Below are 23,455 nucleotides of genomic sequence, written 5' to 3' on the forward strand. Positions count from 1 at the left end.
CGGGACAATGCGCCCGAACTCGCTTGGAGGATTCGCAATGCGCGCCAAAAAACTGTCCCTTGTTCTGCTCTGCGCCTTCATGGTGTTCGCAGCCGCACCGGCAGTCCGGCAGGCGCTGGCCGAGGACGCCGCCAAGCCAGCCGATCCGGGGCTCTCCGATGTGCTGACCGACTTGTTGCATGGCGTCGAAGGCGAAAATGCCACTTCCGGTCCGGACAAGCGCGTGCCGTTCGGCCGCGAGGAGGTCCAGCTTTCCTTCGCGCCGCTGGTCAAGCAGACGGCGCCGGCCGTGGTCAATGTCTATGCCTCGCAGACGGCCAAGGTGACGTCGCCTTTCGAAGGCGATCCCTTCTTCGAGGAATTTTTCGGCCGCGCCCAGCCGCGTGCGCAGTCTTCGCTGGGCTCGGGCGTGCTGGTCGATTCGAGCGGTGTGATCGTCACCAATTTCCATGTCATCAAGGACGCCGACGAGGTCAAGGTGGCGACCGCCGACGGCCGTGAATTCACCAGCAAGGTGATGCTCAAGGACGAGACGCTCGATCTGGCCGTGCTCAAGATCGAATCCGACAAGCCGTTCCCGGTCATCGCCATCGGCGATTCCGACGCGCTCGAGGTCGGCGACCTGGTGCTGGCCATCGGCAATCCCTTCGGTGTCGGCCAGACCACCACCAACGGTATCGTTTCCGCCCTTGCTCGCAGCCATATCGGCGTTTCGGATTCTGGCTATTTCATCCAGACCGATGCCGCCATCAATCCCGGCAATTCCGGCGGTGCGCTGATCAATATGGGCGGCCAACTTGTCGGCATCAACACCGCCATCTACAGCCGCAGCGGCGGCTCGATCGGTATCGGGTTTGCCATCCCCGCCAACATGGTGCGGGCTTTCGCCGATGCCGCCAAGGCCGGCCTCGATTTCTTCGAACGGCCCTATATCGGCGCTGAGTTCGAAGCGGTGACGCCGCAGATCGCCGAATCGCTCGGCATGGAAAAGCCAATTGGAGCGCTGGTCTCCTCGGTCGACGCGACGGGTCCCGCTGGCAAGGCAGGGCTGAAGCCGGGCGATGTCGTGCTGCAGATCAACGGCAAGCCGGTCGAGAGCATCGAGGCGCTGGACTATCGCATGGCGACGCTGTCGATCGGTGCCAAGGCGAATTTCGCGATCCTGACCAAGAGCCAGCAAGCAGCCTTGGATATCGCGCTGGAGCGCGCGCCGGAGGGGGCAAAAGCCTCGGAAGTGACGCTGCATGGCCGCAGCCCGTTCTCGGGCGCCAAGGTCTCGGAACTATCGCCGCGGCTTGCTCAGAAGCTTGGCCTGCGCACCGATCTCAAGGGCGTGACCGTGATCGACATCAACCGTGATTCGCCGGCCGCCGATTTCGGCTTCCAGCCGGGCGACGTCGTGCGCGAGGTCAACGGCACCAGCATCGACACCGCCGCAACGCTGGCGCAGGTAGCCCAGCAGGATACGCGCTGGTGGCGCTTTACCGTCGAGCGCGGCGGGCAGATACTGCGCCAGGTATTGCGTTACTGAGTTCGAGCCCCTGAAGGGATCGCGCTTCAAACTTAGAGCGGATCAGCGTTTTGCCGAAACGCCGATCTGCTCTATCTCCTTGTTTTGACGCAATTCCGGACGGAAAACCGCTTCACGCTTTTCCTGGAATTGCTCTGAGGAAGTGCATGGCCGATCTGTTCAGCGTCGACGAACCGGAAAAAGTGCCGCCCGGGCGGCCGCTGGCCGACAGGTTGCGTCCGAAGAACCTTGGCGAGGTCGTCGGCCAGGAGCATTTGACGGGCCCCGATGGCGCGCTGACCCGGCTGATCGGCTCCGGTTCGCTGGGCTCGATGATCTTCTGGGGGCCGCCCGGCACCGGCAAGACCACGGTGGCGAGGCTGCTCGCCGGCGAGACCAGCCTCGCCTTCGAGCAGATATCGGCCGTCTTTTCCGGCGTCGCCGATCTGAAGAAAGTGTTCGAGGCGGCCAAGCTGCGCCGCGCCAACGGCCGCCAAACCCTGCTTTTCGTCGACGAGATTCACCGCTTCAACCGTGCCCAGCAAGATTCTTTTCTCCCCGTCATGGAGGATGGGACGGTCGTCCTGGTCGGCGCCACCACTGAAAACCCGTCCTTCGAACTCAATGCGGCCTTGTTATCGCGCGCGCGGGTCATGGTCTTCCATTCGCTCGGCGAAGACAGCATCGCAAAGCTGATGGTGCGGGCGGAGGAGACCGAGGGCAGGGCGCTGCCGCTCGATGACGAGGCGCGGGCGATGCTGATCCGCATGAGCGATGGCGACGGGCGCGCATCGCTGACGCTGGCCGAGGAAGTCTGGCGTGCCGCCAAGCCTGGCGAGATATTCGATCCCGAAGGGCTGCAGCGCATCGTCCAGCGCCGTGCGCCGATCTACGACAAGGGCCAAGACGGCCATTACAATCTGATCTCGGCGCTGCACAAGTCGGTGCGCGGCTCGGATCCCGATGCCGCGCTCTACTATCTCGCGCGCATGTTCGATGCTGGCGAGGATCCGCTCTATCTCGGCCGCCGGCTTGTGCGCATGGCGATGGAAGACATCGGGCTGGCCGATCCGCAGGCACTGGTCATCGCCAACGCCGCCAAGGATGCCTATGACTATCTCGGCTCTCCAGAGGGCGAACTCGCTTTCGCCGAGGCCACCGTCTATCTCGCCACCGCGCCCAAATCCAACGCCGTCTATACGGCCTTCAAGGCAGCCACGCGGGCCGCGAAGGAACATGGCTCGCTGCTGCCGCCCAAGCGTATTCTCAACGCTTCGACCAAGCTGATGAAAGAGGAGGACTACGGCGCCGGCTACCGTTACGACCATGATGAGCCGGACGCCTTTTCAGGCCAGAACTATTTTCCCGAAAAGATGGGTCGACAGACCTTTTACGATCCGCCCGAGCGTGGTTTCGAGCGCGATATCAGAAAGCGGCTCGACTACTGGGCAAAGCTGCGCAAAGAGCGGGAATAACCGGTTTGCGTGGCCCGGTGGTCGTCACGCTTCGGGACGAGGCTTCGTCCTGGGGCATTTCAACTTCGGTCGTCCTCCATACACTGTTCGCCGCGACACTGGCATTGATGCCGTTGCCGAAGCGGCCGAACCGGCTGGAGGAAGAGCGGGTGTCGGTCGACATCCTGACGCCTGAACAGTTCGAGGCATCGGCGAAACCACCGCCGGCCTCCGCCGCTGCGGCGCTACCGGAGGCGCGGACGGCAGAGCCACCGCCTGCTTCGAACCCGCCCAAAACTCAACCGCCCGCCGCGCCTGCCATGATTCGCCCGACGCGGATGCTGTCGGCCAAGACCCTGGCCGATCCGCGCAGCAGGCAGGCGCGCGCCGATCTCAAGACCTTCGCATCCGACGAGCGCATGGTGCAGCTTTGCAATCTGGAGGCCATGGATCAAATCCGCCAATGGCATGCGGATTTCCAGCCGGAGCGGGTGGTGCCCTACGCAACCGCCGAGGAAAAGATCACCGGCACGACGATCGCCGCCGATGGTGCGGCTTTCCGCAGCCGTAAAAACTGGTACAGTCTGAAGTTCAAATGCCAGCTCGCACAGGACGGCGAAAGCGTCGTTGGCTTTGAGTTTCTGGTCGGCGATCCCGTGGCCAGGGACAAATGGGACGAGCTTGGCTTGCCAGCGGTGCATTGACAGCCCGGCAAGCTCCACCAGGCAGCCAGCCCGGCCGGATACCATGGCCGTTGTGCGGTGACCCAAAAAACCTTATCAAGGCGCACGGTCGGGCGGTGGCCGTTGCCATGATTTGGGCACCTCATTCGCAACAGGATCGCGCTTCGCGCGTGGAAAAATGACAAAAACCCTTCGCAAATCACTTCGCAAATTCGCTATTGCCATCCCGCTTCTTGCCCTTGGCTTCTATTTCATCCCGATCCTGACGACGATCTTCATCGTCTGTGGTCTGATCGATGTGCTGCGCAACGACAGGAAGGATCTGGCGCTGTTCAGCGGCTACTTCCTTGGCAACGGGCTCTTCACCTGGTTGCTCTCACCCTTCAACCTGCTGGTCGATCTTCTGTGCTACAGAAATCCGGGCGTGTGGAAGCTGGAGCAGTTTCCCGCCGACTATCAGCGTGAGGTCAACGAGGTCCTTGATGTCTTCAAGGCGCGCAAGGACGAGATCATCGCCGACATCGACGCCAATTTCGGCGCCGGCCGGCGCGGCATGTATGTCTACCAGTGGTACGGCAAGCACAGAATAGACAACGTCGAGGAATTCAACAAGGATTTCAAGTACATCAAGACGATCGCCGTTTCCGTCTTCAGCAAGCGCGAATCGACCTCCTGGCATTTCGGGCCGCTGCGGCTCAGCCTGCGCATCCTCTACAATCTGATTCCGGTGAAAGCTGAGATCTTCGTCGAATGCGGCAACGTCAAGAACTACTGGTACGACAATCCGCAGTTCATTTTCGACGACACGCTGCTGCATCGCTCGGTCAACGAATATGATGGCCGCCGCTACTGCGTGTTCATGGATATTATCAGGCCGTCCCCGGTGCCCCGCCTGATCGCTGGCATGCTTGCGGTCGTGTCGGTGAGCGTCGAGCGCATCAATTCGATGTTCTACAAGAACTGGAAGATGATTGGCTCGACCAAGCCGAAAACCACCTGATCTGAAGAGCGGCTGAAGCTGCCTGGTCCGCCGGCAGCGCAGCCACTTTCTGCGCAAGGAGCGGCATTTTGGTGGCCGCTCGCACCATCTTAGTATGCATTTTGAACATTGGAATTTATGAGATCCTGTCTCTGAAAATTTATCCAAGCGGTAATTTTTTTAGCGTACGCTGGCGGCGCCAATGCGTTTAAATGCCTATTTCTTCACTGTGGCTTCCTTGGGTGGGTCGGTTGACGGAGAACAAAGCATTCCGATTTTGGGCCGGGACCTATCTCTGTAGCGCATTGATAGGAATCTTCTTCTGTGTCGTTTATTTAAATCTTGAAGAGAAAGTCTATTACTGGGACTTTATTGCTTATTTCAACGGATTTAATCAACTCGGTGCTCTCTTGGTTGAGAGCCCTCTCAAGTGCCTGAATCGATTGGGCCTCTCTATCCAGACGGATGATTACGGTTTGGCAATTTTGGTGCCGTTGCTGCCGTTCTATGTGCTTTTTGGAGGTTCAAGGCTTCCATTCATCATCGGAATAGTCACGGTCTATCTGGTTCCCACAGTCCTTTTCATAGCGAGAATGAGCTACCTGGAGGCTGTCTCCAAGACGTCGCCGTCCCGAGGCTGGGTCTCCGTCTGGATTGCGGCCTTTCTCTACACTCCGTTCTGGGCGGCGACGCTTCGCGGGTTACCTGATATTGCCGGCTGTTTCACGCTTGCCGCGGCAACGTATTTTCTTTGGAGATCAAAGTTCCTGACCCGCGAACCGGTGATCAGCGGGATTTGCGTCGGCGTGTGTCTGTGGTCGGCGTTCATGCTGCGCCGTTGGTATGCATATGGTGCGATGGGGATAATGCTCTCCGCGGCGTTCTTTTGCTTGTTGCAGGTCGCGAAGGACCGAAACATACCGACCCTCTGGAAAGCCGCGTTAGGAGGTGCCTGTGCAATTCTCGTTATTCTTGGAACCGCATGGAATTTCCAGCTGCCCCTGATCGCCAGGATCCTGGAAACCAGCTATGGCGACCTTTACAGCGGATACAGGACGACCTTCGTCTCCCAAGTCGACCAAATAGAATCTCGTCTCAGCTACGTGAACTGGCTGCTGATTGTTGTAGGAATTTACTACTCTATCATACGTCGCAATAATTTTTCCCTGTTCTGCGTCGTGGCCTCCATACTCACGTTTCTTCTTTTTACCCGCACGCAGGACCTGGATCGGCATCATTCGATGCCACTTTTTCTTTGGCTCTTTCCTGCATACGCCCAGGCAATTGTTGCCATCGTTTCGATGCCGGCACTGAGATCGCGATGGTCAACCGTCGCCATAGCCGTTGTCGCCGGATTTGCGTATTTCGGCACCCTTTTTCCGGTCGGCCGCCAATGGCTGTCGCCGGTCAGCTTCGTCTTCGCCAGGGAAGCAACGCTCCCTCTTCGGCTTGACAATTTGGAAGAATATAAACGCCTCATTGATGATCTCGTCAACAAAACGAGATCCGGAGACCGTTTCTCCGTATTCGCCTCAAGCTCGGTGATGAGTGATTCGCTGCTGTTTGTTATGAATCCCGATCTTTTTCCCCACCTTACCTTGTCTTGCCAGGTTGACAGCCGCGACCAATTCCGCGTGGAACCGTTGAAGTCCAGATATATTGTTGTAACCGATCCGCCAGTGACCCACCTGCAGCCGGGTGCGCAGATCTGCATTACAATGCCTGCGCAATACATTGTTCAGGGGAAAGGCATCGGAGCCGCATACAGACGCATTGCGGAATACCAGCTGTCGGGCAACGTTACCGGCTATCTCTACGAACAGATGCGTCCGGTCAGCAAACCGGAAATCGATGCCCTGTATGGCGAATTCAGGAAGAAATATCCAAGCTGGACAACGCCTGAGTGGTGACGGTCGATCGGCATTGACCGAGACTACCGTGTGAGGCAGTAAACTTCCATGTTCAATCTGCTTCTCGTTATGGTCGGCGGCGGTATCGGTGCAGGCATCCGCCATCTGACTAGTATGGGCGCGCTGCGCCTCGTCGGCCCCAACTATCCCTGGGGCACGATGGCGATCAACATCATCGGCTCCTTTGCGATGGGGTTGTTCATCGCCATTTTGGCGCGTCGCGGCGGATCAAACGAGCTCAGACTATTCGTCGCCACCGGCATCTTCGGAGGCTTCACCACATTTTCCGCCTTTTCGCTCGATTTCGCGGCGCTGTGGGAACGGGGAGCCACGCTGCCTGCGTTCGGTTACGCGCTTGCAAGCGTCATTGGCGCGATCATTGCCCTGTTTCTGGGACTTTGGCTCGCAAGAAGCCTGCCATAAACCACGCCATGGCATGCTTTATGGTTTTGGGCGGCATGCATTAGTGCTATTGCCGCGCCAAGCGCAGGCCAAGAGCCCTGCTCGGGAAAACGGATAGCGAAGAAACATGGCAGGCGTTGAACAGATCACGGTGGAGGCAGGCGAGGCGGGCATGCGGCTCGATCGCTGGTTCAAGACGCATTTCCCGGGACTTGGCTTCGGCCATCTGCAGAAGCTGCTGCGCTCCGGCCAGATCCGCGTCGATGGCGGCCGGGTCAAGACCGACACCCGCGTCGAGCCGGGCCAGGTGGTGCGTGTGCCGCCGCTCGAGGTGGACAAGAAGGGCGAGAGCGCGCTCACGGGCCACTCGATCCGCAACCAGGGCGACGCCGATGTGCTCGCCAAGATGCTGCTCCATGAGGACCCGAAGGTCTTCGTCTTCAACAAGCCGGCGGGCCTCGCCGTTCAGGGCGGCTCCGGCGTCACGCGCAATGTCGACGACATGCTGGAAGCCTGGCGCAGCCAGAAGGGCGAGAAGCCGCGGCTGGTGCATCGGCTCGACCGCGATACGTCAGGCGTACTGGTTGTCGCCCGTACCAGGCTTGCCGCCATGAAGCTCTCCGAGGCGTTCCGGGCGCGAGAAACCAAGAAGACCTACTGGGCGTTGGTCAAAGGCGTGCCGCCCAGGCGCGAGGACAAGATCTCGACCTGGCTGATCAAGGAGCCGACAGAGGACGGCGACCGCGTGCGCGTGGCCGCGCATGGTGAAAAGGGCGCCGACCATGCCGTGTCCTACTACCGCATCATCGAGCAGGCGGCGCAGACCATGACCTGGCTGGAGATGGAGCCCTATACGGGCCGCACCCACCAGCTCCGCGTCCATGCCGCCTATATCGGCTGCCCGATCATCGGCGACCCGAAATACTTCGAAGCCGACACCAACTGGGATTTTCCCGGCGGCATTCAAAACCGCCTGCACCTGCACGCGCGCCGCATCATTATCCCGCACCCGGACAAGGGCGTCATCGACGTCACCGCGCCGATGCCGCCGCACATGCGCCAGAGCTGGAACCTGATCGGCTTCGACGACGCCAGCGCGGAGGATTGACCGTGAGCGGCGCCACCGACGCGCTCGATCGGCGCGACACGGTCGATATGGCCGCCGCCGCCATCATGGTCGGGCTGACCTTCTCCTGGGGCCTGAATTACGTCGCCGCCAAGATCTCCTACGCCGGCTACGACCCCGTCTTCCTGTCAATCGCACGCTCGGTCATCGGCGGCTTCTGCGTCTTCCTCTGGTGCCGCTGGCGCGGCATTGCGCTGTTCACCAGGGATGGGACATTGCTGGCCGGCATCGCGGTCGGCGTGCTTTTCGGCGTCGAGTTCCTTTGCCTCTATGTCGGGCTGGAGCACACCACCGTTGCCCGCAACACGCTGCTGGTCAACTCAATGCCGTTCTGGATGCTGATCGGCGGCCACTTTCTGCTTGGCGAACAGATCACCGCGCGCAAGTTCCTTGGCCTGCTGTTGGCTTTCGCGGGTCTCGCCACCGTTTTTTCCGACAAGCTCGGCGGTACCGGAGACATGCTGTTCGGCGATCTCCTGAGCCTTGGTTCCGGGTTTTTCTGGGCCCTGACCAATATCCTCATCAAACGATCGAAACTGGTCGAGGCAAGCGCGGAGAAGCTGCTGCTCTATCAACTCGCCGGCGCGGCGATCGTTGGCGTGTTGGTAATGCCTCTCGCGGGCCCACCCGTTCGCGATCCAGCCTTGCTGCCGACATTGGCGCTGCTTTTCCAGGCAATCTATATCGTCGCCTTTACATACGTGCTGTGGTTCTGGCTGCTGCGCCGCTATCCGGCCTCAGGGCTGTCGAGCTTCACCTTCCTGTCGCCGGTCTTCGGTGTTTTATGCGGTGCGATCATCTTGAACGAGCCGCTGACCATTCGCATTTTTCTAGCACTTGGCTTGATTGCGGCGGGGCTGATCATCGTCAACCGGCCGGCACGCAAGCTGACACCGGTGTGAGAAAGAGACTTCATGCGTGATATCCTCAACGACCTTGAAGCGGGCAAGTATCTTTCCGATCCGGATCCGGTACGTCGCGCCCAGATCCAGATGAAGACGCCGCTGCCCAAGCGCTTCTACAAGGAGGTCTCGGTCGTGCCGGTGGAAGCTGGTTTTGCGGTGCAACTCGACGGCAGGCCGGTGCGCACGCCGGGCAAGGCGCTGCTGGCGCTGCCGACCGAGGCGGCCGCGACACTGGTTGCCGGCGAGTTCGCGGAACAGGGCGAGACGATCAATCCGGTGACGATGCCGGTGATGCGGCTGGTCAACACCGCCATCGATGGCGTGGCCAGCGATCCGCAGGCGGTGCTGGAAGACATTCTGCGGTTTGCCTCGTCGGATCTGCTCTGTTACCGCGCCGATGCCCCGCAAGGGCTGGTCGAGCGGCAGAACGAACAGTGGGATCCCGTCATCGACTGGGCACGCGCCGCGCTTGGGGTTCGCTTCAACCTTGCCGAGGGTATTATCCATGTCGAGCAGCCGCGCGAAACCATTGCCGTGCTGGGCAGCCACCTGGCGCAGCGCGACGAGCCGCTGCGCCTGGCCGCCATTCATGTCATGACATCGCTGACCGGCTCGGCATTGCTGGCGTTGGCGGTCGATTTCGGCGAGCTCGACGGCGAGGAGGCCTGGGCCGCCGGCCATGTCGACGAGGACTGGCAGATTGCGCATTGGGGACAGGACGCCGAAGCAGTCGCGCGTCGTGCCGCCCGCAAACGAGACATGATGGCCGCGGTCAGCTTGCTCGAAGCGCTGCGGACCTGAGCGCTTCGCTCCGCCTTCGCACTGCACCTAATACCAAAGTCATAATCCCATCGTCGCGGTGCCTTTCCCCGGCGCTTTCTGCCATTTTTCATGTGCTGGCTGTGTTTTGAGTCTGCGTTCGGAGGAGAACGCTGACGTTGGCGCACAGCATCGAGGACTGGGTCTCACGGGAGGATAACTCAATGGCAATGGCATCGACCGCCGGCGGAAGGAGCCGGGGCATGACGCGGGAGGAGAAGAAAGTCATCTTCGCTTCCTCGCTCGGCACCGTTTTCGAATGGTATGATTTCTATCTCTACGGCTCGCTGGCGGCTTTCATCGGCTCGACCTTTTTCAGTCCGACGATTCCCGAAGCAACGCGCAACATCTTCGCGCTGCTGGCCTTTGCCGCAGGTTTCCTGGTGCGCCCGTTCGGCGCGCTGCTGTTCGGTCGCATCGGCGACCTCGTCGGTCGCAAATACACATTCCTGGTCACCATGACGATCATGGGCCTGTCGACCTTCCTGGTCGGCCTGTTGCCCGGCTATGCAACCCTGGGCATTGCTGCTCCGGTGATCCTGATTGTCCTGCGCATGCTGCAGGGTTTGGCGCTGGGCGGCGAATATGGTGGTGCGGCGACCTATGTCGCCGAGCACGCGCCCGATGACCGCCGCGGCTTTTACACCTCTTGGATCCAGACGACGGCGACGCTCGGCCTGTTCCTGTCGCTGATCGTCATCCTGATTGTGCAGGGCTCGCTGAGCAAGGAGAGCTACGCCGCCTGGGGTTGGCGCATTCCTTTCATCGTCTCTTTCCTGCTGCTCGCCATTTCGATCTGGATCCGGTTGTCTCTCTCGGAGTCCCCGACCTTCCAGAAGATGAAGGACGAGGGCAAGGGCTCCAAGGCGCCGCTTTCGGAAGCCTTTGGTCAGTGGAAAAACGCCAAGATCGCGCTCCTTGCGCTGCTCGGCCTCACCGCCGGTCAGGCCGTCGTCTGGTACAATGGCCAGTTCTACGCGCTGTTCTTCCTGCAGAACGTGCTGAAGGTCGACGCGCAGTCGGTCAACATCATGATCGCCATCGCGCTGGCGCTCGGCTCGATCTTCTTCGTCGTGTTCGGCTGGCTCTCCGACAAGATCGGCCGCAAGCCGATCATCATGGCTGGCCTGGCGCTCGCCATCGTCTGCACCTTCCCGCTGTTCAAGGCATTGACCTGGGCCGCCAATCCAGCGCTCGCCAAGGCACAGCAGAGCACTCGGGCAACTGTGACGGCAGCACCCGGAGACTGCAGGTTCCAGTTCAATCCGGTCGGAACCGCGAAATTCACGACGTCCTGCGACATCGCGACTTCGTTCCTGACCAAGAACTCAGTTCCGTACGATGTGGTGTCGACGGCCGCGCCCGGGACGGCCGCGTCGGTCAAGATTGGTACAGAGACGGTGGCGTCCTACGATGCGGTCGCCGCCGGCGATCAGGCCAAGGCCAAGGACGCGGCCTTCGTCAAGGCTGTCAACATGTCCCTGCGGGACGGCGGTTATCCGCTGAAGCGTGCGGCGATCAAGGTTGCGGACCAGAAACTCGATGCGTTTGTTGCCGCCAACCCGGAGCTGAAGCTGGACGCTGCCGCGATCCGTGCCGGTGAGAAGGCGACGGTGCCGATTGATCAGGCGGTCAAGGACAAGCTCTTGACTACCGAAGAGGCCGCGGGCGCGCCCGAGGTCACCGTCTACAACATACCGGGCGGCGGCGCCTTCGCCATGTTCGCCGATCCGGCGGCGGTGAACTGGCCGATGACAATCGGTATCCTGTTCATCCTGGTGCTGTTCGTGACCATGGTCTACGGGCCGATCGCGGCGATCCTTGTCGAGATGTTCCCGACTCGCATTCGCTACACTGGCATGTCATTGCCCTACCACATCGGCAATGGCTGGTTCGGCGGCCTGCTGCCGGCGACGGTGTTCGCGCTCAGCGCCTACAAGGGCGATATCTATTATGGCCTCTGGTATCCGGTGGTAATCGCGGCAATGACGCTGATCATCGGCATGATCTTCGTCAAGGATACGCTCGGTACCGACCTGCACGCCAAGGAGTAGCCGATCGGCCGATAGGAACGAAAAGCCCGGCGCGAGAGCGATCGCGCCGGGCTTTTTCATGTGAGATCGACGTGGAGGGCTTCAGCTCTTCCGTCGCGGGTTTTCTTCCTCGACGGCGGCCTCGTGATACCAGCCATCGGAATCGGCGTGCTCGCCGCGAAGCGCGGCAAGCTCTGCCGCGAATTTGGCCTTGGCGCCTAAATTTAAGGCAGACTTGCGCGCTGCCAGCGGGAACATCAGGATTTTCGCCGACGGACGCGATTGCGTGACTTGCATTGCCGGTCTCCCTGCTTTTTCAGAAGCTTGCCGATTCAGTTCTCATCAAAATAGGTTCTGCGATTCATTTAGGCAATATGCTCAGGAAAAGATCATGATTTGCCTATGATTTAAGCAGTATTGCCGTTTGGCCGATCCTGACGCATTGCTGAGACGGCTCAGCAAAATCAAAGCCTTGGCATGACCATTTTGCCGCACCCGTCGGAGGCCGAGTGGCATACGAATTGCTTTTTAATCATCGGCAGGCCGGCCTGTTTCGGCCATGCATCGACATCGCCTGCTTGCGGTGTCCAAGCAACGAGAGGCTCTAGAATGACCAAATACAAGCTCGAGTATATCTGGCTCGATGGATACACCCCGGTCCCCAATCTTCGCGGCAAGACGCAGATCAAGGAATTCGCCGAGTTCCCGACGCTCGAGCAGCTGCCGCTGTGGGGTTTCGATGGGTCCTCGACGCAGCAGGCCGAGGGGCATAGCTCCGATTGCGTGCTGAAACCGGTCGCCGTCTATCCCGATCCGGCCCGCACCAACGGCGTGCTCGTCATGTGCGAAGTCATGATGCCCGACGGCGTTACGCCGCACGCATCCAACAAGCGCGCCACCATCCTCGACGACGAAGGCGCCTGGTTCGGCTTCGAGCAGGAGTATTTCTTCTACAAGGATGGCCGTCCGCTCGGCTTCCCCGAAAGCGGCTATCCCGCGCCGCAGGGCCCGTACTATACCGGCGTCGGCTATTCGAATGTCGGCTCCGTTGCGCGCCAGATCGTCGAGGAACATCTTGATCTCTGCCTGGCGGCCGGCATCAACCACGAAGGCATCAACGCCGAAGTGGCCAAGGGCCAGTGGGAATTCCAGATTTTCGGCAAGGGTTCCAAGAAAGCCGCCGACCAGATGTGGATGGCTCGCTATCTGATGCAGCGCCTGACCGAGAAGTACGGCATCGACATCGAATACCACTGCAAGCCGCTCGGCGACACCGACTGGAACGGCTCGGGCATGCATGCCAATTTCTCGACGTCCTATATGCGTGAAGTCGGCGGCAAGGCCTATTTCGAAGCGCTGATGGCGGCCTTCGACAAGAACCTGATGGATCACATCGCCGTCTACGGCCCGGACAACGACAAACGTTTGACCGGCAAGCACGAGACAGCGCCGTGGAACAGGTTCAGCTATGGCATCGCCGATCGCGGCGCCTCGATCCGCGTCCCGCATTCGTTCGTCAAGAACGACTACAAGGGCTATCTGGAAGACCGCCGTCCGAACTCGCAGGGTGACCCCTACCAGATCGCCTCGCAGATCCTGAAGACGATCGCTTCGGTGCCGGCGAGCGCAGAGGTTTCGGCCGCTGCCTGATTCTCTTTGCGGCGTGGACAGCTCCGCGCCGCACGCGGATGTTCATTGTGGAAAAGGCCCGGGCGGAAACGCCCGGGCCCCGGGCGGAAACGCCCGGGCCTTTTTGCCAGATTGGTCCGGAACGGCGAATTCCCCCAAAAAAAGTCAGGTTGAAAAGGGACGGGCAATTTTAGCCGAACGAGAGGCTTTGGTTGACGCCCCTTGCCGCCACTCGTCTCATGCATTTCCGAGTTTCATTGAAAAAGCCCGGAAAACAGCCTGTTTCAGCTCCTCCGTACACCACAGATCCTTTATATAAGCCACTGTTCATACATCGAAATCGGCGATTTGTGCCTCCGGCAGGCGGCGTTGACAGGCCACGCCGCGGCATGCGTATTCGTCGCCTTGGGGGTTACGCCAAAGCGATGCTGTTCGAACGGGGCGGGGGTTTCGTGAACGACGGCATTGGCGGGGGCGCCGGACGAGCGGGCATTGCAGCCTGAGGCAGTGCGCCGCTCGCTCCTGGCGTTCGATTGCGTCCCGAAAGGCCATCCGCCAACTTGCTCGAACGGGTTTTTTGCCACCCAACCCGAGGTCTTCTGCGGCGGCCAAGAGGGCAGGCTGCCCCAGCTGAGATGCGTCCTCCTTGGATCAGCAAAAAAGCCCTTGAAGGGGGAAATCCTTCAAGGGCTTCGAAACACTATCCGAACGGAATCTTAGACCGAATAGTACATGTCGTATTCGACCGGATGCGGGGTCATTTCGAAGCGCATCACTTCGGCCATCTTGAGCTCGATATAGCTGTCGATCTGGTCGTCGTCGAAGACGCCGCCGGCCTTCAGGAAGCCGCGATCCTTGTCGAGGCTCTGGAGCGCTTCGCGCAGCGAACCGCAGACGGTCGGGATCTTCTTCAGCTCCTTCGGCGGCAGGTCATAGAGATCCTTGTCCATCGGCTGTCCCGGATGGATCTTGTTCTTGATGCCGTCGAGGCCGGCCATCAGCATGGCGGCGAAAGCGAGATAGGGGTTCGCACCCGGATCGGGGAAGCGGACCTCGACGCGCTTCGCTTTCGGTGAACTGCCGAACGGGATGCGGCAGGACGCCGAACGGTTGCGCGCCGAATAGGCGAGCAGCACCGGCGCCTCGTAGCCCGGCACCAGTCGCTTGTAGGAATTGGTCAGCGGGTTGGTGAAGGCATTGATCGCCTTGGCATGCTTGATGATGCCGCCGATGTAGAACAGGCAGCTCTCCGAAAGACCGGCATACTCATTGCCGGCGAAAGTTGGCTTGCCGCCTTTCCAGATCGACTGGTGAACGTGCATGCCCGAGCCGTTGTCGCCGAAGATCGGCTTCGGCATGAACGTGGCCGTCTTGCCATAGGCATTGGCGACCTGGTGCACGACGTACTTGTAGATCAGCATCTTGTCGGCGTTGCGGACCAGCGTGTCGAACTTGATGCCGAGTTCGTGCTGGGCGGCGGCCACCTCATGGTGATGCTTCTCGACGCGAACGCCCATTTCGGCGAGCACTGTCAGCATTTCGGAGCGCATGTCCTGCGCCGAATCGATCGGCGGCACCGGGAAATAGCCGCCCTTGATGCGCGGGCGGTGGCCGAGATTGCCGGTCTCGTAATCGGTGTCGTCGTTCGACGGCAGTTCGGTCGAATCCAGCTTGAAGCCGGTGTTATAGGGATCGGCCTTGTACTTGACGTCGTCGAACACGAAGAACTCGGCTTCCGGGCCGACATAGATGGTGTCGCCGATGCCTTCCGACTTCATGTAGGCCTCGGCCTTCTTGGCCGTGCCGCGCGGATCGCGGTTGTAGGATTCGCCCGAGACCGGATCGAGGATATCGCACAGGATGACCATGGTCGACTGCGCGAAGAACGGATCCATGTGGACCGTGTCCGGATCGGGCATCAGTACCATATCGGACTCATTGATGGCCTTCCAGCCGGCGATCGAGGAGCCGTCGAACATGACGCCGTCGGCAAACATGTCTTCCTCGACCTCGACAACATCCATCGTCACGTGCTGCAGCTTGCCCTTCGGGTCGGTGAAGCGCAGGTCGACGAATTTCACGTCGTTGTCCTTGATCTGCTTCATGATGTCTTTGGCTGTCGTCATGTCATGTATCCCTGTGTGCTGACGTTTTTTGATGGATGACGTTTCTTAGAGGATGGCCGGTCTTAGAGGATGGCCGGCTCGGATCAAACCGCGTCCATTCCGGTTTCGCCGGTGCGGATGCGCACGACTTCCTCGATGTTGGAGACGAAGATCTTGCCGTCGCCGATGCGGCCGGTCTGGGCCGCCTTGCGGATGGCCTCGATCGCGCCTTCCACGGCATCGTCGCCGAGCACGACCTCGATCTTCACCTTGGGCAGGAAGTCGACGACATATTCGGCGCCACGGTAGAGTTCGGTGTGACCCTTTTGGCGCCCGAACCCCTTGGCCTCGGTCACGGTGATGCCTTGCAGTCCAGCCTCCTGAAGCGCTTCCTTCACTTCGTCCAGCTTGAATGGCTTGATGATCGCTTCGATCTTTTTCATGTAAAAAGTGGCCTCCACTGCCAAAAAAACGGGTTGTGAGCCCCCGCTTGCGCCTCAATCAAGCACGAACTGTGCCAGTCGGAGGGAACAGAAGCGGTGTCATACGATTTCAAAGCCATGTCACCCCCAGATGCAAATTCGCGTCATTCGCTGCATTGGAAGCGGCATGAATGGCTGTAGCCTATCCGGCACTCCTGTGCATGTCTGCCCAAGATCTGGGCAAGTTGCTCATCTGGCGCGCAGCTTGGTGCCTGCGATCCTTGCGCCGATCGACATGGTCATGACAGCGCCAGATCCTCCCCGTTTGCGTCGAGCCGAAAACTGGACAATGCTTGATCGAATGCGGATCGGCAATCCATGAGCCACGAACTTCTTACTTCCGCCGAGATGGGCGAGGCGGATCGGCTGACAATTGCAGCAGGTCCAACCGGCGGCATTGGATTGATGCGACGTGCCGGGCAAGCCGTCGCGGCCGAAGTGCTCAGGCGCTATCCCGCAGCGGCGCACGCCCATGTGTTGTGCGGCCCGGGCAACAATGGTGGCGACGGTTATGTCGTTGCCCGGATCCTTGCCGGCAGCGGCGTCGCCACGACGGTCTGGGCGTCTGGCCCACCGAAGCCGCATAGCGATGCGGTGCTCGCCGCCGCCGAATGCCCAATTAAGCCCCGGCCGCTATTGGACTTTGATGCCGGTTCCGGCTCGATCGTGGTCGATGCGCTTTACGGGGCAGGGCTGTCCAAGCGGCTGTCGGGCGAGGCCGCCAGGGCGGTCGATCTGGTCACCGACCTGCATCTGCCGGTTGTCGCGGTCGACCTGCCTTCCGGCATTTCCGGCGACAGCGGCAAGGTGCTCGGCACGTCGTTTTCAGCCGAGCTCACAGTGACCTTTGCGCGCAAGAAGCCCGGCCATCTGCTCCTGCCCGGCCGGGAGCGATGCGGCGAGATCGTGCTTGCCGATATCGGCATCGGGGCGGAGATCATTGCAACGCTCCAGCCCCGGACGTTCGAGAACGGACCAGCGCTTTGGTTGCGCGATTTGCCGGTGCCGGCCGTCGACGCGCACAAATACAAGCGCGGCCATGTCGGCGTCTTTTCCGGTGGCCCCAATGCCACCGGCGCGGCGCGGCTCTCTGCACTTGGCGCTGCCCGAAGCGGGGCAGGGGCGGTGACGGTCCTGTCGCCGGGCAACGCCATGCAGGTCAATGCCGCGCACCTGACCTCGATCATGCTGCGCAGGGCCGACGACGCTGCCGACATTAAGGCATTTGTCGAGGAGCGCCGGCCATCGGCCTTTGTTCTCGGGCCAGGCTTTGGCGTCGGTGAAAAAACCCAGGCGTTCGCGCTTGCGCTACTCGCGTCGGGCAAGCCAGCGGCCGCGTCCACTGGAATTGCCGGGCTGGTCTTCGACGCCGACGCGATCACTTCGTTTCGTGAGGCGCCGGATGCCTTGTTCGAAGCCGCCCGCGGGCCGGACGCGCCCGCGCTGGTGATGACACCGCATGAAGGGGAGTTCGCCAGGCTGTTTCCTGGCATCGCCGATGACAATGCCTCATCGAAGCTTGACAAGGCACGCGCGGCGGCAGCGCGCGCCAATGCCGTCATCGCCTGCAAGGGCGCCGATACGGTGATCGCCGCTCCGGACGGCAGGGCAGCGATCAATTCCAATGGCGCGGCCTGGCTTGCCACCGCAGGGTCGGGCGATGTGTTGTCCGGCATCACGGCCGGACTGCTTGCCCAAGGCATGCCGGCCTTCGAAGCGGCCTGCGCGGCGGTCTGGATCCATGCCGAGACCGGCAGTCGGTTCGGGCCGGGGCTGATCGCCGAGGATTTGCCGCTGGCAATGGTGCCGGTGCTGCGCGAACTGGTTGCTGCCGGAGGCGGGCGCTGATCAACCGCGATGCCCGTACACCAGCTCACAGCGGAATGTTGTCGTGCTTCTTCCAGGGGTTCTGCGTATCCTTGTTGCGCAGCATGCGAAGCGCCCGGGCGATACGGCGGCGGGTCGAGTGCGGCATGATCACCTCGTCGACATAGCCGCGCTCGGCGGCTACGAACGGCGACAGGAAGCGGTCCTCGTAAGCCTTTGTATGGGCAGCGATTTTCTCGGCATCGCCGATGTCCTTGCGGTAGATGATCTCGACCGCGCCTCTCGCCCCCATGACGGCGATCTGCGCCGTCGGCCAGGCATAGTTCATGTCGCCGCGCAGATGCTTCGACGCCATGACGTCGTAGGCGCCGCCATAGGCCTTGCGGGTGATGACGGTGATCTTCGGCACGGTCGCCTCGGCATAGGCGAAAAGCAGCTTGGCGCCATGTTTGATCAGGCCGCCATATTCCTGCGCCGTGCCGGGCAGAAAACCGGGAACATCGACGAAGGTGATGATGGGGATAGAAAAACAGTCGCAGAAGCGCACGAAGCGCGCCGCCTTGCGGCTGGCGTCGGAATCGAGCACGCCCGCCAGCACCATTGGCTGGTTGGCGACAAAGCCGACCGTGCGGCCCTCGACCCGGCCAAAACCGGTGACGATGTTCTTCGCAAAACTCTGCTGGATCTCGAAGAAATCACCCTCATCGGCGACCTTCAGGATCAGCTCCTTGATGTCGTAAGGCTTGTTGGCATTATCGGGGATCAGCCGGTCGAGCGACATGTCATGGTCGGTGACCGACTGGTAGCATTCGATCTCGGGGAGCTCCGACGTGTTGGAAGCTGGCAACAGGTCGACCAGCCGGCGCATCTGCAGGAGTGCTTCGACGTCATTGTCATAGGCGCCGTCGGCGATCGAGGATTTCGTCGTGTGGACGGAAGCGCCGCCGAGGCTCTCGGCGGTCACCGTCTCGTTGGTAACGGTCTTCACCACATCCGGCCCGGTGACAAACATGTAGGAGGTATCGCGCACCATGAAGATGAAATCGGTCATGGCGGGCGAATAGACGTCACCGCCGGCACAAGGGCCCATGATGACGGAGATCTGCGGAATGACACCCGAAGCGAGCACATTGCGCTGGAAGATCTCGGCGTAGCCGCCGAGTGCGGCGACGCCTTCCTGGATGCGCGCGCCTCCGGCATCGTAGAGGCCGATGATCGGCGCGCGATTGCGCAGCGCCATCTCCTGCACCTTGATGACCTTTTCGGCATGGGCTTCCGACAGCGAGCCCCCGAACACCGTGAAATCCTTGGCGAAGAGATAGACCGGCCGGCCGTTGACCGTGCCCCAGCCGGTGACGACGCCATCGCCTGCGATCTTGGTCTTTTCCATGCCGAAGTCGGTCGAGCGGTGCTCGACATACATGTCGAACTCCTCGAACGAGCCCTCGTCGAGGAACACCTCGATGCGTTCGCGCGCTGTGAGCTTGCCCTTCTTGTGCTGGGCGTCGATGCGGGCCTGTCCGCCACCCATGCGGGCGATGTCACGCCGCCGCTCGAGTTCCTTCAGCACGTCTTTCATCGCTCGGTCCCCAGAAAACGGAAGCTACGTTTGTGGTAATGATGCCCGTCGGGGAGCGCAAGCGTCGGCTTTTGGCTGGTTCTTGCTGCACCGCAACATCGCGCCTCTTGCATTCCGGGGCGAACTCAGTCATATGCAACCCATAGGCGCTTGGGCCGGGAGATTCCGGCCTTCTCGACAAATGAGACTGGTTGCGTCTGTTTTCCCTCTTTCCGGTATATCGGGCCCTCTTTCCGGTACATCACAAAGTGGCGAAAAAGCCCCGTGGCATGATGCCTGCGGGCACGACAGCGCAGCCGAGTGGACGCACACGTCCGCCCGCCTTGTCGTTTCATATCAAATTTTCGAAGGCAGGTTGCGCCCTGCCGCGATTGACGTTTGCGGCCAGAGGCCGCGTGAAAGAAGATTATTTTGACCAACGAAAACACTTTGCCCGGCAACGATACAGCGGAACTTTCCGGTTTCGCGGCGCTGGGAATTACGGGTGCGCTGCTCAAGGCCACCCACAATGCCGGCTTCGCCGAACCGAAGCCAATCCAGATGCAGGCCATCCCGCCGCAGCTGGAAGGCCGTGACATTTTCGGCATCGCGCAGACCGGCTCCGGCAAAACCGCGGCCTTTGCGCTGCCGATCCTATCGAAGATCATCGCGCTCGGCACCAAGCGGCGCGCCAAGACGACCCGCGCGCTGATCCTGGCGCCGACCCGCGAACTCGCGGTGCAGATCGAGGACACCATCAAGATCCTCGCCAAGGGGGCGCATGTCTCGACGGCACTCGTGCTGGGCGGCGTCTCGCGCTTCAGCCAGGTGAAGAAGGTTGCTCCCGGCGTCGATATCCTCATCGCCACGCCCGGTCGCTTGACCGACCTCGTGCGCGAGGGCGACCTCATCCTCTCCGACACCAAATGGCTGGTGCTGGACGAGGGCGATCGCATGCTCGACATGGGCTTCATCAACGACGTCAAGCGCATTGCCAAGGCGACCGCGCCCGATCGCCAGACGGCGCTCTTCTCGGCCACCATGCCGGACGAGATCGCTGAACTCGCCAAGGGCCTCCTGAAGAACCCTGTCCGTGTCGAAGTCTCGCCGCAAAGCACCGCGGCCGCCGAAATCGTCCAGGGGGTCGTCTTCGCCCGCACCAAGCAGAAGCGCCAGGTGTTGTCGACGATGCTCGCCGATGAGGCGATGAAGTCCGTCATCATCTTTTCGCGTACCAAACATGGTGCGGACCGGGTGACCAAGGACCTCGAGCGCGACGGCTTCAAGGCCGCCGTCATCCACGGCAACAAGTCGCAGAATGCCCGTCAGAAGGCGCTGAATGATTTCCGCGACGGTTCGGTGCGCATCCTGGTCGCGACCGACATCGCCGCGCGCGGCATCGACGTGCCCGGCATCAGCCATGTCGTGAATTTCGACCTGCCGGACGAGGCTGAAAGCTACGTCCACCGCATCGGCCGCACCGGTCGCAACGGGATGGATGGCATCGCGATCACGCTTTGCGATCCTTCGGAGAACAGCAAGCTGCGCCAGGTCGAGCGGATCATCCGCACCAAGCTGCCTGTTGTTGCCGACCATCTCGGCAGCCCCGATCCGGCACGCAATCCGGCGGAAAAGAACGAACGCTTCGAACCGGCCAACGATCGCAGCGACCGCAATGGGCGTCGCGACGGCAGGCGGCCGGGCGGCGAGAAGAAGCAGAACAACGGCTTCGGCAAGAAGCGCTTCGGCGACAAGCCGGCCTTTGCCGGAGAACGCAAGCCCGAAGGCGCCAAGCCCTTCAAGGGCAACAACAAGCGCCGCTTCGGCGGCAAGCGTCCGGCGGCGCGAGCTGCTTAATACGCCTTGTGCAGTTGGCCAACCCTTGGTGGTTGGCTGGTGACTGACCAACAAAGAAAAGGGCTGATGAAGCAATGCTTCATCAGCCCTTTTCGTCTCCGAACCTTACTTCGCCACCGCCTCGACCCAGACAGCAATCCGCTGCGCCAGGAAAGCCGTGGTGGATGGCGACAGCGCGTCGCCGGCGATGACATGATTGTCGGGATCGCCACTGCTTTCGATGGGGACCAGCTCATGCGGGCCACCCCAGCGCGCGGCGATTTCGCGGGTACGGTCGGCCCGCACCACTCTGTCCAAATCCGAGAAGATGAACAAAGCCGGGATGGTCGCCTTCTCCACGGGCGCGCCATAGGCTAGCTCCGTCAGAGCCTGCATCGGCATTGTCGCTGCGATCGGATATCTGGTGGTCCAGAATTTCTCATGCAGCGCGTTGCGCGGCGCGAAGCTGCGTTCCCTGCCGGCGACGAGTTCGGCGATCTGCTTTCCCCATGGCATGGTCAGGACCTCGGCGCCGGATGCCTTCACGCCGAAATTGGGCGAGATGAATGCAATGGCCGCCACGCCCTCGGATGCACCGGCCTGCGTCGCCGCCCAGGCCGCCAGCGAGCCGCCGGTCGACGTTGAGATGACGATCACCTTGTCGCCGATCGCCCGGCCGATGGCGAGCGCCTCCTCATAGTCGTTGATCCAGGCGTTGACACTGCCTTGCGTCATCGCCGCGCCGTCCTGCCCGTGACCGGTGAGGCGGGTGTAGAACAGGTTGGCGTCGAGCTGGTCGGCAACGTCGTCGGGCAAGGGCCGGACCTCGCCCTTCGATGCGGAAAAGCCATGGATGTAGACGATCGACAGCGGCGTCTTGGCGTGCACCATCGGGTTCGCCCAGACGATCTCCTTCTCCAGCCCGTCGCGAATACTGGGCACGGCGGCTTCAACCTTTGCCACATAGGCCTGTGGGTCGTCACCGATGACGGAAGGATCGAAACGGATCGTGGTGTCGACCGGTACGCGTGGACCCAATACAAAGGCCAGTGCGAGGACGGCGATCAGGCCCAGCACAGCAAACACGATCCGTCGCCCCATCGCAGACTCCACGCAACAACATTCAAGCTATGGTGGTGGCCATGCACAGGCAACGGCCGTTCAGGCAGCCAAGCCACCAATCCTGTGGGCATCTATTTGTTGGGCGGTTTGCGCTCATACTGCAGCGGCCGTGCCTTCCAGCTGGTCGTCAGGTTGATCACCCATCTGCATAAAGGCCTTGGCAGCATGCCAAGAATTTTCAGCGGCCAGCTCGTTCTGTACGGGAAGGTGACTTCGAAGCCGCCGGACTTGATTCCCTTCACCATGCGGCGCGTCGCACGGCCAACCGGCATCAGGCCCGGCATCGGCAGCATGTTCTTTTCGGTCAGTGGCGTGTCGACGAAACCGGGGTTTACCACCTGGACGCGGATGTTCATCTTGTCGAAATCATATTTCAGCGACTCGGCCAGGATGTTGATCGCCGCCTTGGTGCCACCATAGGCCGCCGTGGTCGGCCAGCCGAAATAGGCGGTCACCGAGCCGACCAGAACGACATGGCCACGCGCGCGCACCCGCATATACTCGACCACAGGCACCAGCCCATTGATGATGCCGAAATAGTTGACCTCGAAGGAGCGGCGGAAGTCCTTGACGACGAGCGACTCTCCAGGTGTCGCGATGTAGTGTCCGGCATTGAAGATGGCGAGCACGATCGGCCCGAGGTCCTTCTCGATCGCCGCCACCGTCTTTGCCATGCGCGGCTCGTCGGTGACGTCGCAGGGAAAGGACACGACCTTGCCCGGCATCTGTGCGGTCTCGACGATGAGCGTGTCGATCGGATCGTCGTCCAGCGCTGTCACCGCCACCGCATACCCTTGTGACGCCAGATCCCTGGCCAGCGAGCGGCCGATGCCGCTGCTGCCGCCCGTGACCCATGCGACGCCGTGTTTCGGATCGGCCCGATAGAGTGTCATGCTTGCGCCCCCGCCGAGTTATTGGTGTCTTGCTCTAGCGGTGGAGAAATCGAATGAAAAGGGTGCTTCTCGACGCCAGGTGCAAATGGTCCCCAGCGCCATCCATGCACCGCAGCGCCGGAAATGCGACTGGACCAGACGAATTCTTGCCTTGAAACCGAAGCGTTGGGTTTCTAGGGTTT

Annotated in this window: 19 protein-coding genes; 13 read left to right on the forward strand and 6 right to left on the reverse strand. The window is 61.2% G+C overall.

From position 1 onward, the window contains the following. The first annotated feature begins 37 nt into the window (after positions 1-37). From O7A61_RS02735 to O7A61_RS02780, 10 genes are all read left to right on the forward strand, one after another. Entirely contained in the window at positions 38-1,531 is a 1,494-nt protein-coding gene (locus O7A61_RS02735) for a DegQ family serine endoprotease (protein ID WP_337128246.1), read from the forward strand. A 146-nt stretch (positions 1,532-1,677) separates the two neighbouring features. Further along, positions 1,678-2,985, forward strand: coding sequence for a replication-associated recombination protein A (locus tag O7A61_RS02740; RefSeq protein WP_337128247.1), 1,308 nt, complete (start codon positions 1,678-1,680; stop codon positions 2,983-2,985). A 149-nt stretch (positions 2,986-3,134) separates the two neighbouring features. Beyond that, a complete protein-coding gene (locus O7A61_RS02745) occupies positions 3,135-3,668 on the forward strand; it encodes a DUF930 domain-containing protein (protein ID WP_337128248.1) in 534 nt (177 codons plus the stop codon). A gap of 157 nt (positions 3,669-3,825) precedes the next feature. After that, a complete protein-coding gene (locus O7A61_RS02750; protein WP_337128249.1) occupies positions 3,826-4,647 on the forward strand; it encodes an aspartyl/asparaginyl beta-hydroxylase domain-containing protein in 822 nt (273 codons plus the stop codon). Positions 4,648-4,868: 221 nt separating this feature from the next. Further along, positions 4,869-6,536, forward strand: a complete 1,668-nt coding sequence (locus O7A61_RS02755; RefSeq protein ID WP_337128275.1) for a hypothetical protein — start codon at positions 4,869-4,871, stop codon at positions 6,534-6,536. A gap of 48 nt (positions 6,537-6,584) precedes the next feature. Continuing rightward, positions 6,585-6,959: a fluoride efflux transporter CrcB gene (gene crcB / locus O7A61_RS02760; protein ID WP_337128250.1), complete on the forward strand. Its 375-nt coding sequence runs from the start codon at positions 6,585-6,587 to the stop codon at positions 6,957-6,959. 106 nt (positions 6,960-7,065) lie between these two features. Next, a complete protein-coding gene (locus O7A61_RS02765; protein WP_337128251.1) occupies positions 7,066-8,046 on the forward strand; it encodes an RluA family pseudouridine synthase in 981 nt (326 codons plus the stop codon). Between the two features lie 47 nt (positions 8,047-8,093). Beyond that, on the forward strand, positions 8,094-8,966 hold the full coding sequence (locus O7A61_RS02770) for a DMT family transporter (protein ID WP_337128276.1): 873 nt from the start codon (positions 8,094-8,096) through the stop codon (positions 8,964-8,966). 12 nt (positions 8,967-8,978) lie between these two features. After that, positions 8,979-9,770 (forward strand): ATP12 family chaperone protein, encoded by a 792-nt coding sequence (locus O7A61_RS02775; protein ID WP_337128252.1) that lies wholly within the window; start codon positions 8,979-8,981, stop codon positions 9,768-9,770. A gap of 182 nt (positions 9,771-9,952) precedes the next feature. Further along, positions 9,953-11,842, forward strand: a complete 1,890-nt coding sequence (locus O7A61_RS02780; RefSeq protein WP_337128253.1) for an MFS transporter — start codon at positions 9,953-9,955, stop codon at positions 11,840-11,842. 81 nt (positions 11,843-11,923) lie between these two features. Here the strand turns inward: O7A61_RS02780 and O7A61_RS02785 are convergent, their stop codons facing one another. Beyond that, complete coding sequence (locus tag O7A61_RS02785) at positions 11,924-12,118, reverse strand: DUF2735 domain-containing protein (RefSeq protein ID WP_337128254.1); 195 nt, start codon at positions 12,116-12,118, stop codon at positions 11,924-11,926. A 312-nt stretch (positions 12,119-12,430) separates the two neighbouring features. Between O7A61_RS02785 and O7A61_RS02790 the strand changes: the two genes are divergently transcribed. After that, complete coding sequence (locus O7A61_RS02790; protein ID WP_140758610.1) at positions 12,431-13,471, forward strand: glutamine synthetase beta-grasp domain-containing protein; 1,041 nt, start codon at positions 12,431-12,433, stop codon at positions 13,469-13,471. Between the two features lie 695 nt (positions 13,472-14,166). On the opposite strand, the gene glnA is transcribed toward O7A61_RS02790, so the two are convergent. Then, on the reverse strand, positions 14,167-15,576 hold the full coding sequence (gene glnA / locus O7A61_RS02795) for a type I glutamate--ammonia ligase (protein WP_015317961.1): 1,410 nt from the start codon (positions 15,574-15,576) through the stop codon (positions 14,167-14,169). An 83-nt stretch (positions 15,577-15,659) separates the two neighbouring features. Then, a complete protein-coding gene (locus O7A61_RS02800; RefSeq protein WP_006205430.1) occupies positions 15,660-15,998 on the reverse strand; it encodes a P-II family nitrogen regulator in 339 nt (112 codons plus the stop codon). A 357-nt stretch (positions 15,999-16,355) separates the two neighbouring features. Here O7A61_RS02800 and O7A61_RS02805 point away from each other — a divergent pair, with 357 nt between their 5' ends. Continuing rightward, positions 16,356-17,885, forward strand: coding sequence for an NAD(P)H-hydrate dehydratase (locus O7A61_RS02805; protein WP_337128255.1), 1,530 nt, complete (start codon positions 16,356-16,358; stop codon positions 17,883-17,885). 25 nt (positions 17,886-17,910) lie between these two features. Here O7A61_RS02805 and O7A61_RS02810 read toward each other — a convergent pair whose 3' ends face one another. Further along, positions 17,911-19,443 (reverse strand): acyl-CoA carboxylase subunit beta, encoded by a 1,533-nt coding sequence (locus O7A61_RS02810; RefSeq protein ID WP_337128256.1) that lies wholly within the window; start codon positions 19,441-19,443, stop codon positions 17,911-17,913. 411 nt (positions 19,444-19,854) lie between these two features. Here O7A61_RS02810 and O7A61_RS02815 point away from each other — a divergent pair, with 411 nt between their 5' ends. Next, positions 19,855-21,279, forward strand: coding sequence for a DEAD/DEAH box helicase (locus O7A61_RS02815; protein WP_027145595.1), 1,425 nt, complete (start codon positions 19,855-19,857; stop codon positions 21,277-21,279). A gap of 105 nt (positions 21,280-21,384) precedes the next feature. On the opposite strand, the gene O7A61_RS02820 is transcribed toward O7A61_RS02815, so the two are convergent. After that, on the reverse strand, positions 21,385-22,359 hold the full coding sequence (locus O7A61_RS02820) for an alpha/beta hydrolase (protein WP_337128257.1): 975 nt from the start codon (positions 22,357-22,359) through the stop codon (positions 21,385-21,387). Positions 22,360-22,451: 92 nt separating this feature from the next. After that, a complete protein-coding gene (locus O7A61_RS02825) occupies positions 22,452-23,273 on the reverse strand; it encodes an SDR family oxidoreductase (RefSeq protein WP_337128258.1) in 822 nt (273 codons plus the stop codon). Between the last annotated feature and the right edge of the window lie 182 nt (positions 23,274-23,455).

The organism is Mesorhizobium sp. Cs1321R2N1, from assembly GCF_037179725.1.
GTDB lineage: Bacteria > Pseudomonadota > Alphaproteobacteria > Rhizobiales > Rhizobiaceae > Mesorhizobium > Mesorhizobium salmacidum.

What these genes read in the sequence shown, in the direction of transcription:
- O7A61_RS02820 (WP_337128257.1), bottom strand. Translation starts at nt 22,359, where the DNA reads ATGGGGCGACGGATCGTGTTTGCTGTGCTGGGCCTGATCGCCGTCCTC.
- O7A61_RS02750 (WP_337128249.1), top strand. Translation starts at nt 3,826, where the DNA reads ATGACAAAAACCCTTCGCAAATCACTTCGCAAATTCGCTATTGCCATC.
- O7A61_RS02775 (WP_337128252.1), top strand. Translation starts at nt 8,979, where the DNA reads ATGCGTGATATCCTCAACGACCTTGAAGCGGGCAAGTATCTTTCCGAT.
- O7A61_RS02785 (WP_337128254.1), bottom strand. Translation starts at nt 12,118, where the DNA reads ATGCAAGTCACGCAATCGCGTCCGTCGGCGAAAATCCTGATGTTCCCG.
- O7A61_RS02825 (WP_337128258.1), bottom strand. Translation starts at nt 23,273, where the DNA reads ATGACACTCTATCGGGCCGATCCGAAACACGGCGTCGCATGGGTCACG.
- O7A61_RS02740 (WP_337128247.1), top strand. Translation starts at nt 1,678, where the DNA reads ATGGCCGATCTGTTCAGCGTCGACGAACCGGAAAAAGTGCCGCCCGGG.
- O7A61_RS02780 (WP_337128253.1), top strand. Translation starts at nt 9,953, where the DNA reads ATGGCAATGGCATCGACCGCCGGCGGAAGGAGCCGGGGCATGACGCGG.
- crcB (WP_337128250.1), top strand. Translation starts at nt 6,585, where the DNA reads ATGTTCAATCTGCTTCTCGTTATGGTCGGCGGCGGTATCGGTGCAGGC.
- O7A61_RS02810 (WP_337128256.1), bottom strand. Translation starts at nt 19,443, where the DNA reads ATGAAAGACGTGCTGAAGGAACTCGAGCGGCGGCGTGACATCGCCCGC.
- O7A61_RS02765 (WP_337128251.1), top strand. Translation starts at nt 7,066, where the DNA reads ATGGCAGGCGTTGAACAGATCACGGTGGAGGCAGGCGAGGCGGGCATG.
- O7A61_RS02770 (WP_337128276.1), top strand. Translation starts at nt 8,094, where the DNA reads ATGGCCGCCGCCGCCATCATGGTCGGGCTGACCTTCTCCTGGGGCCTG.
- glnA (WP_015317961.1), bottom strand. Translation starts at nt 15,576, where the DNA reads ATGACGACAGCCAAAGACATCATGAAGCAGATCAAGGACAACGACGTG.
- O7A61_RS02790 (WP_140758610.1), top strand. Translation starts at nt 12,431, where the DNA reads ATGACCAAATACAAGCTCGAGTATATCTGGCTCGATGGATACACCCCG.
- O7A61_RS02735 (WP_337128246.1), top strand. Translation starts at nt 38, where the DNA reads ATGCGCGCCAAAAAACTGTCCCTTGTTCTGCTCTGCGCCTTCATGGTG.
- O7A61_RS02805 (WP_337128255.1), top strand. Translation starts at nt 16,356, where the DNA reads ATGAGCCACGAACTTCTTACTTCCGCCGAGATGGGCGAGGCGGATCGG.
- O7A61_RS02800 (WP_006205430.1), bottom strand. Translation starts at nt 15,998, where the DNA reads ATGAAAAAGATCGAAGCGATCATCAAGCCATTCAAGCTGGACGAAGTG.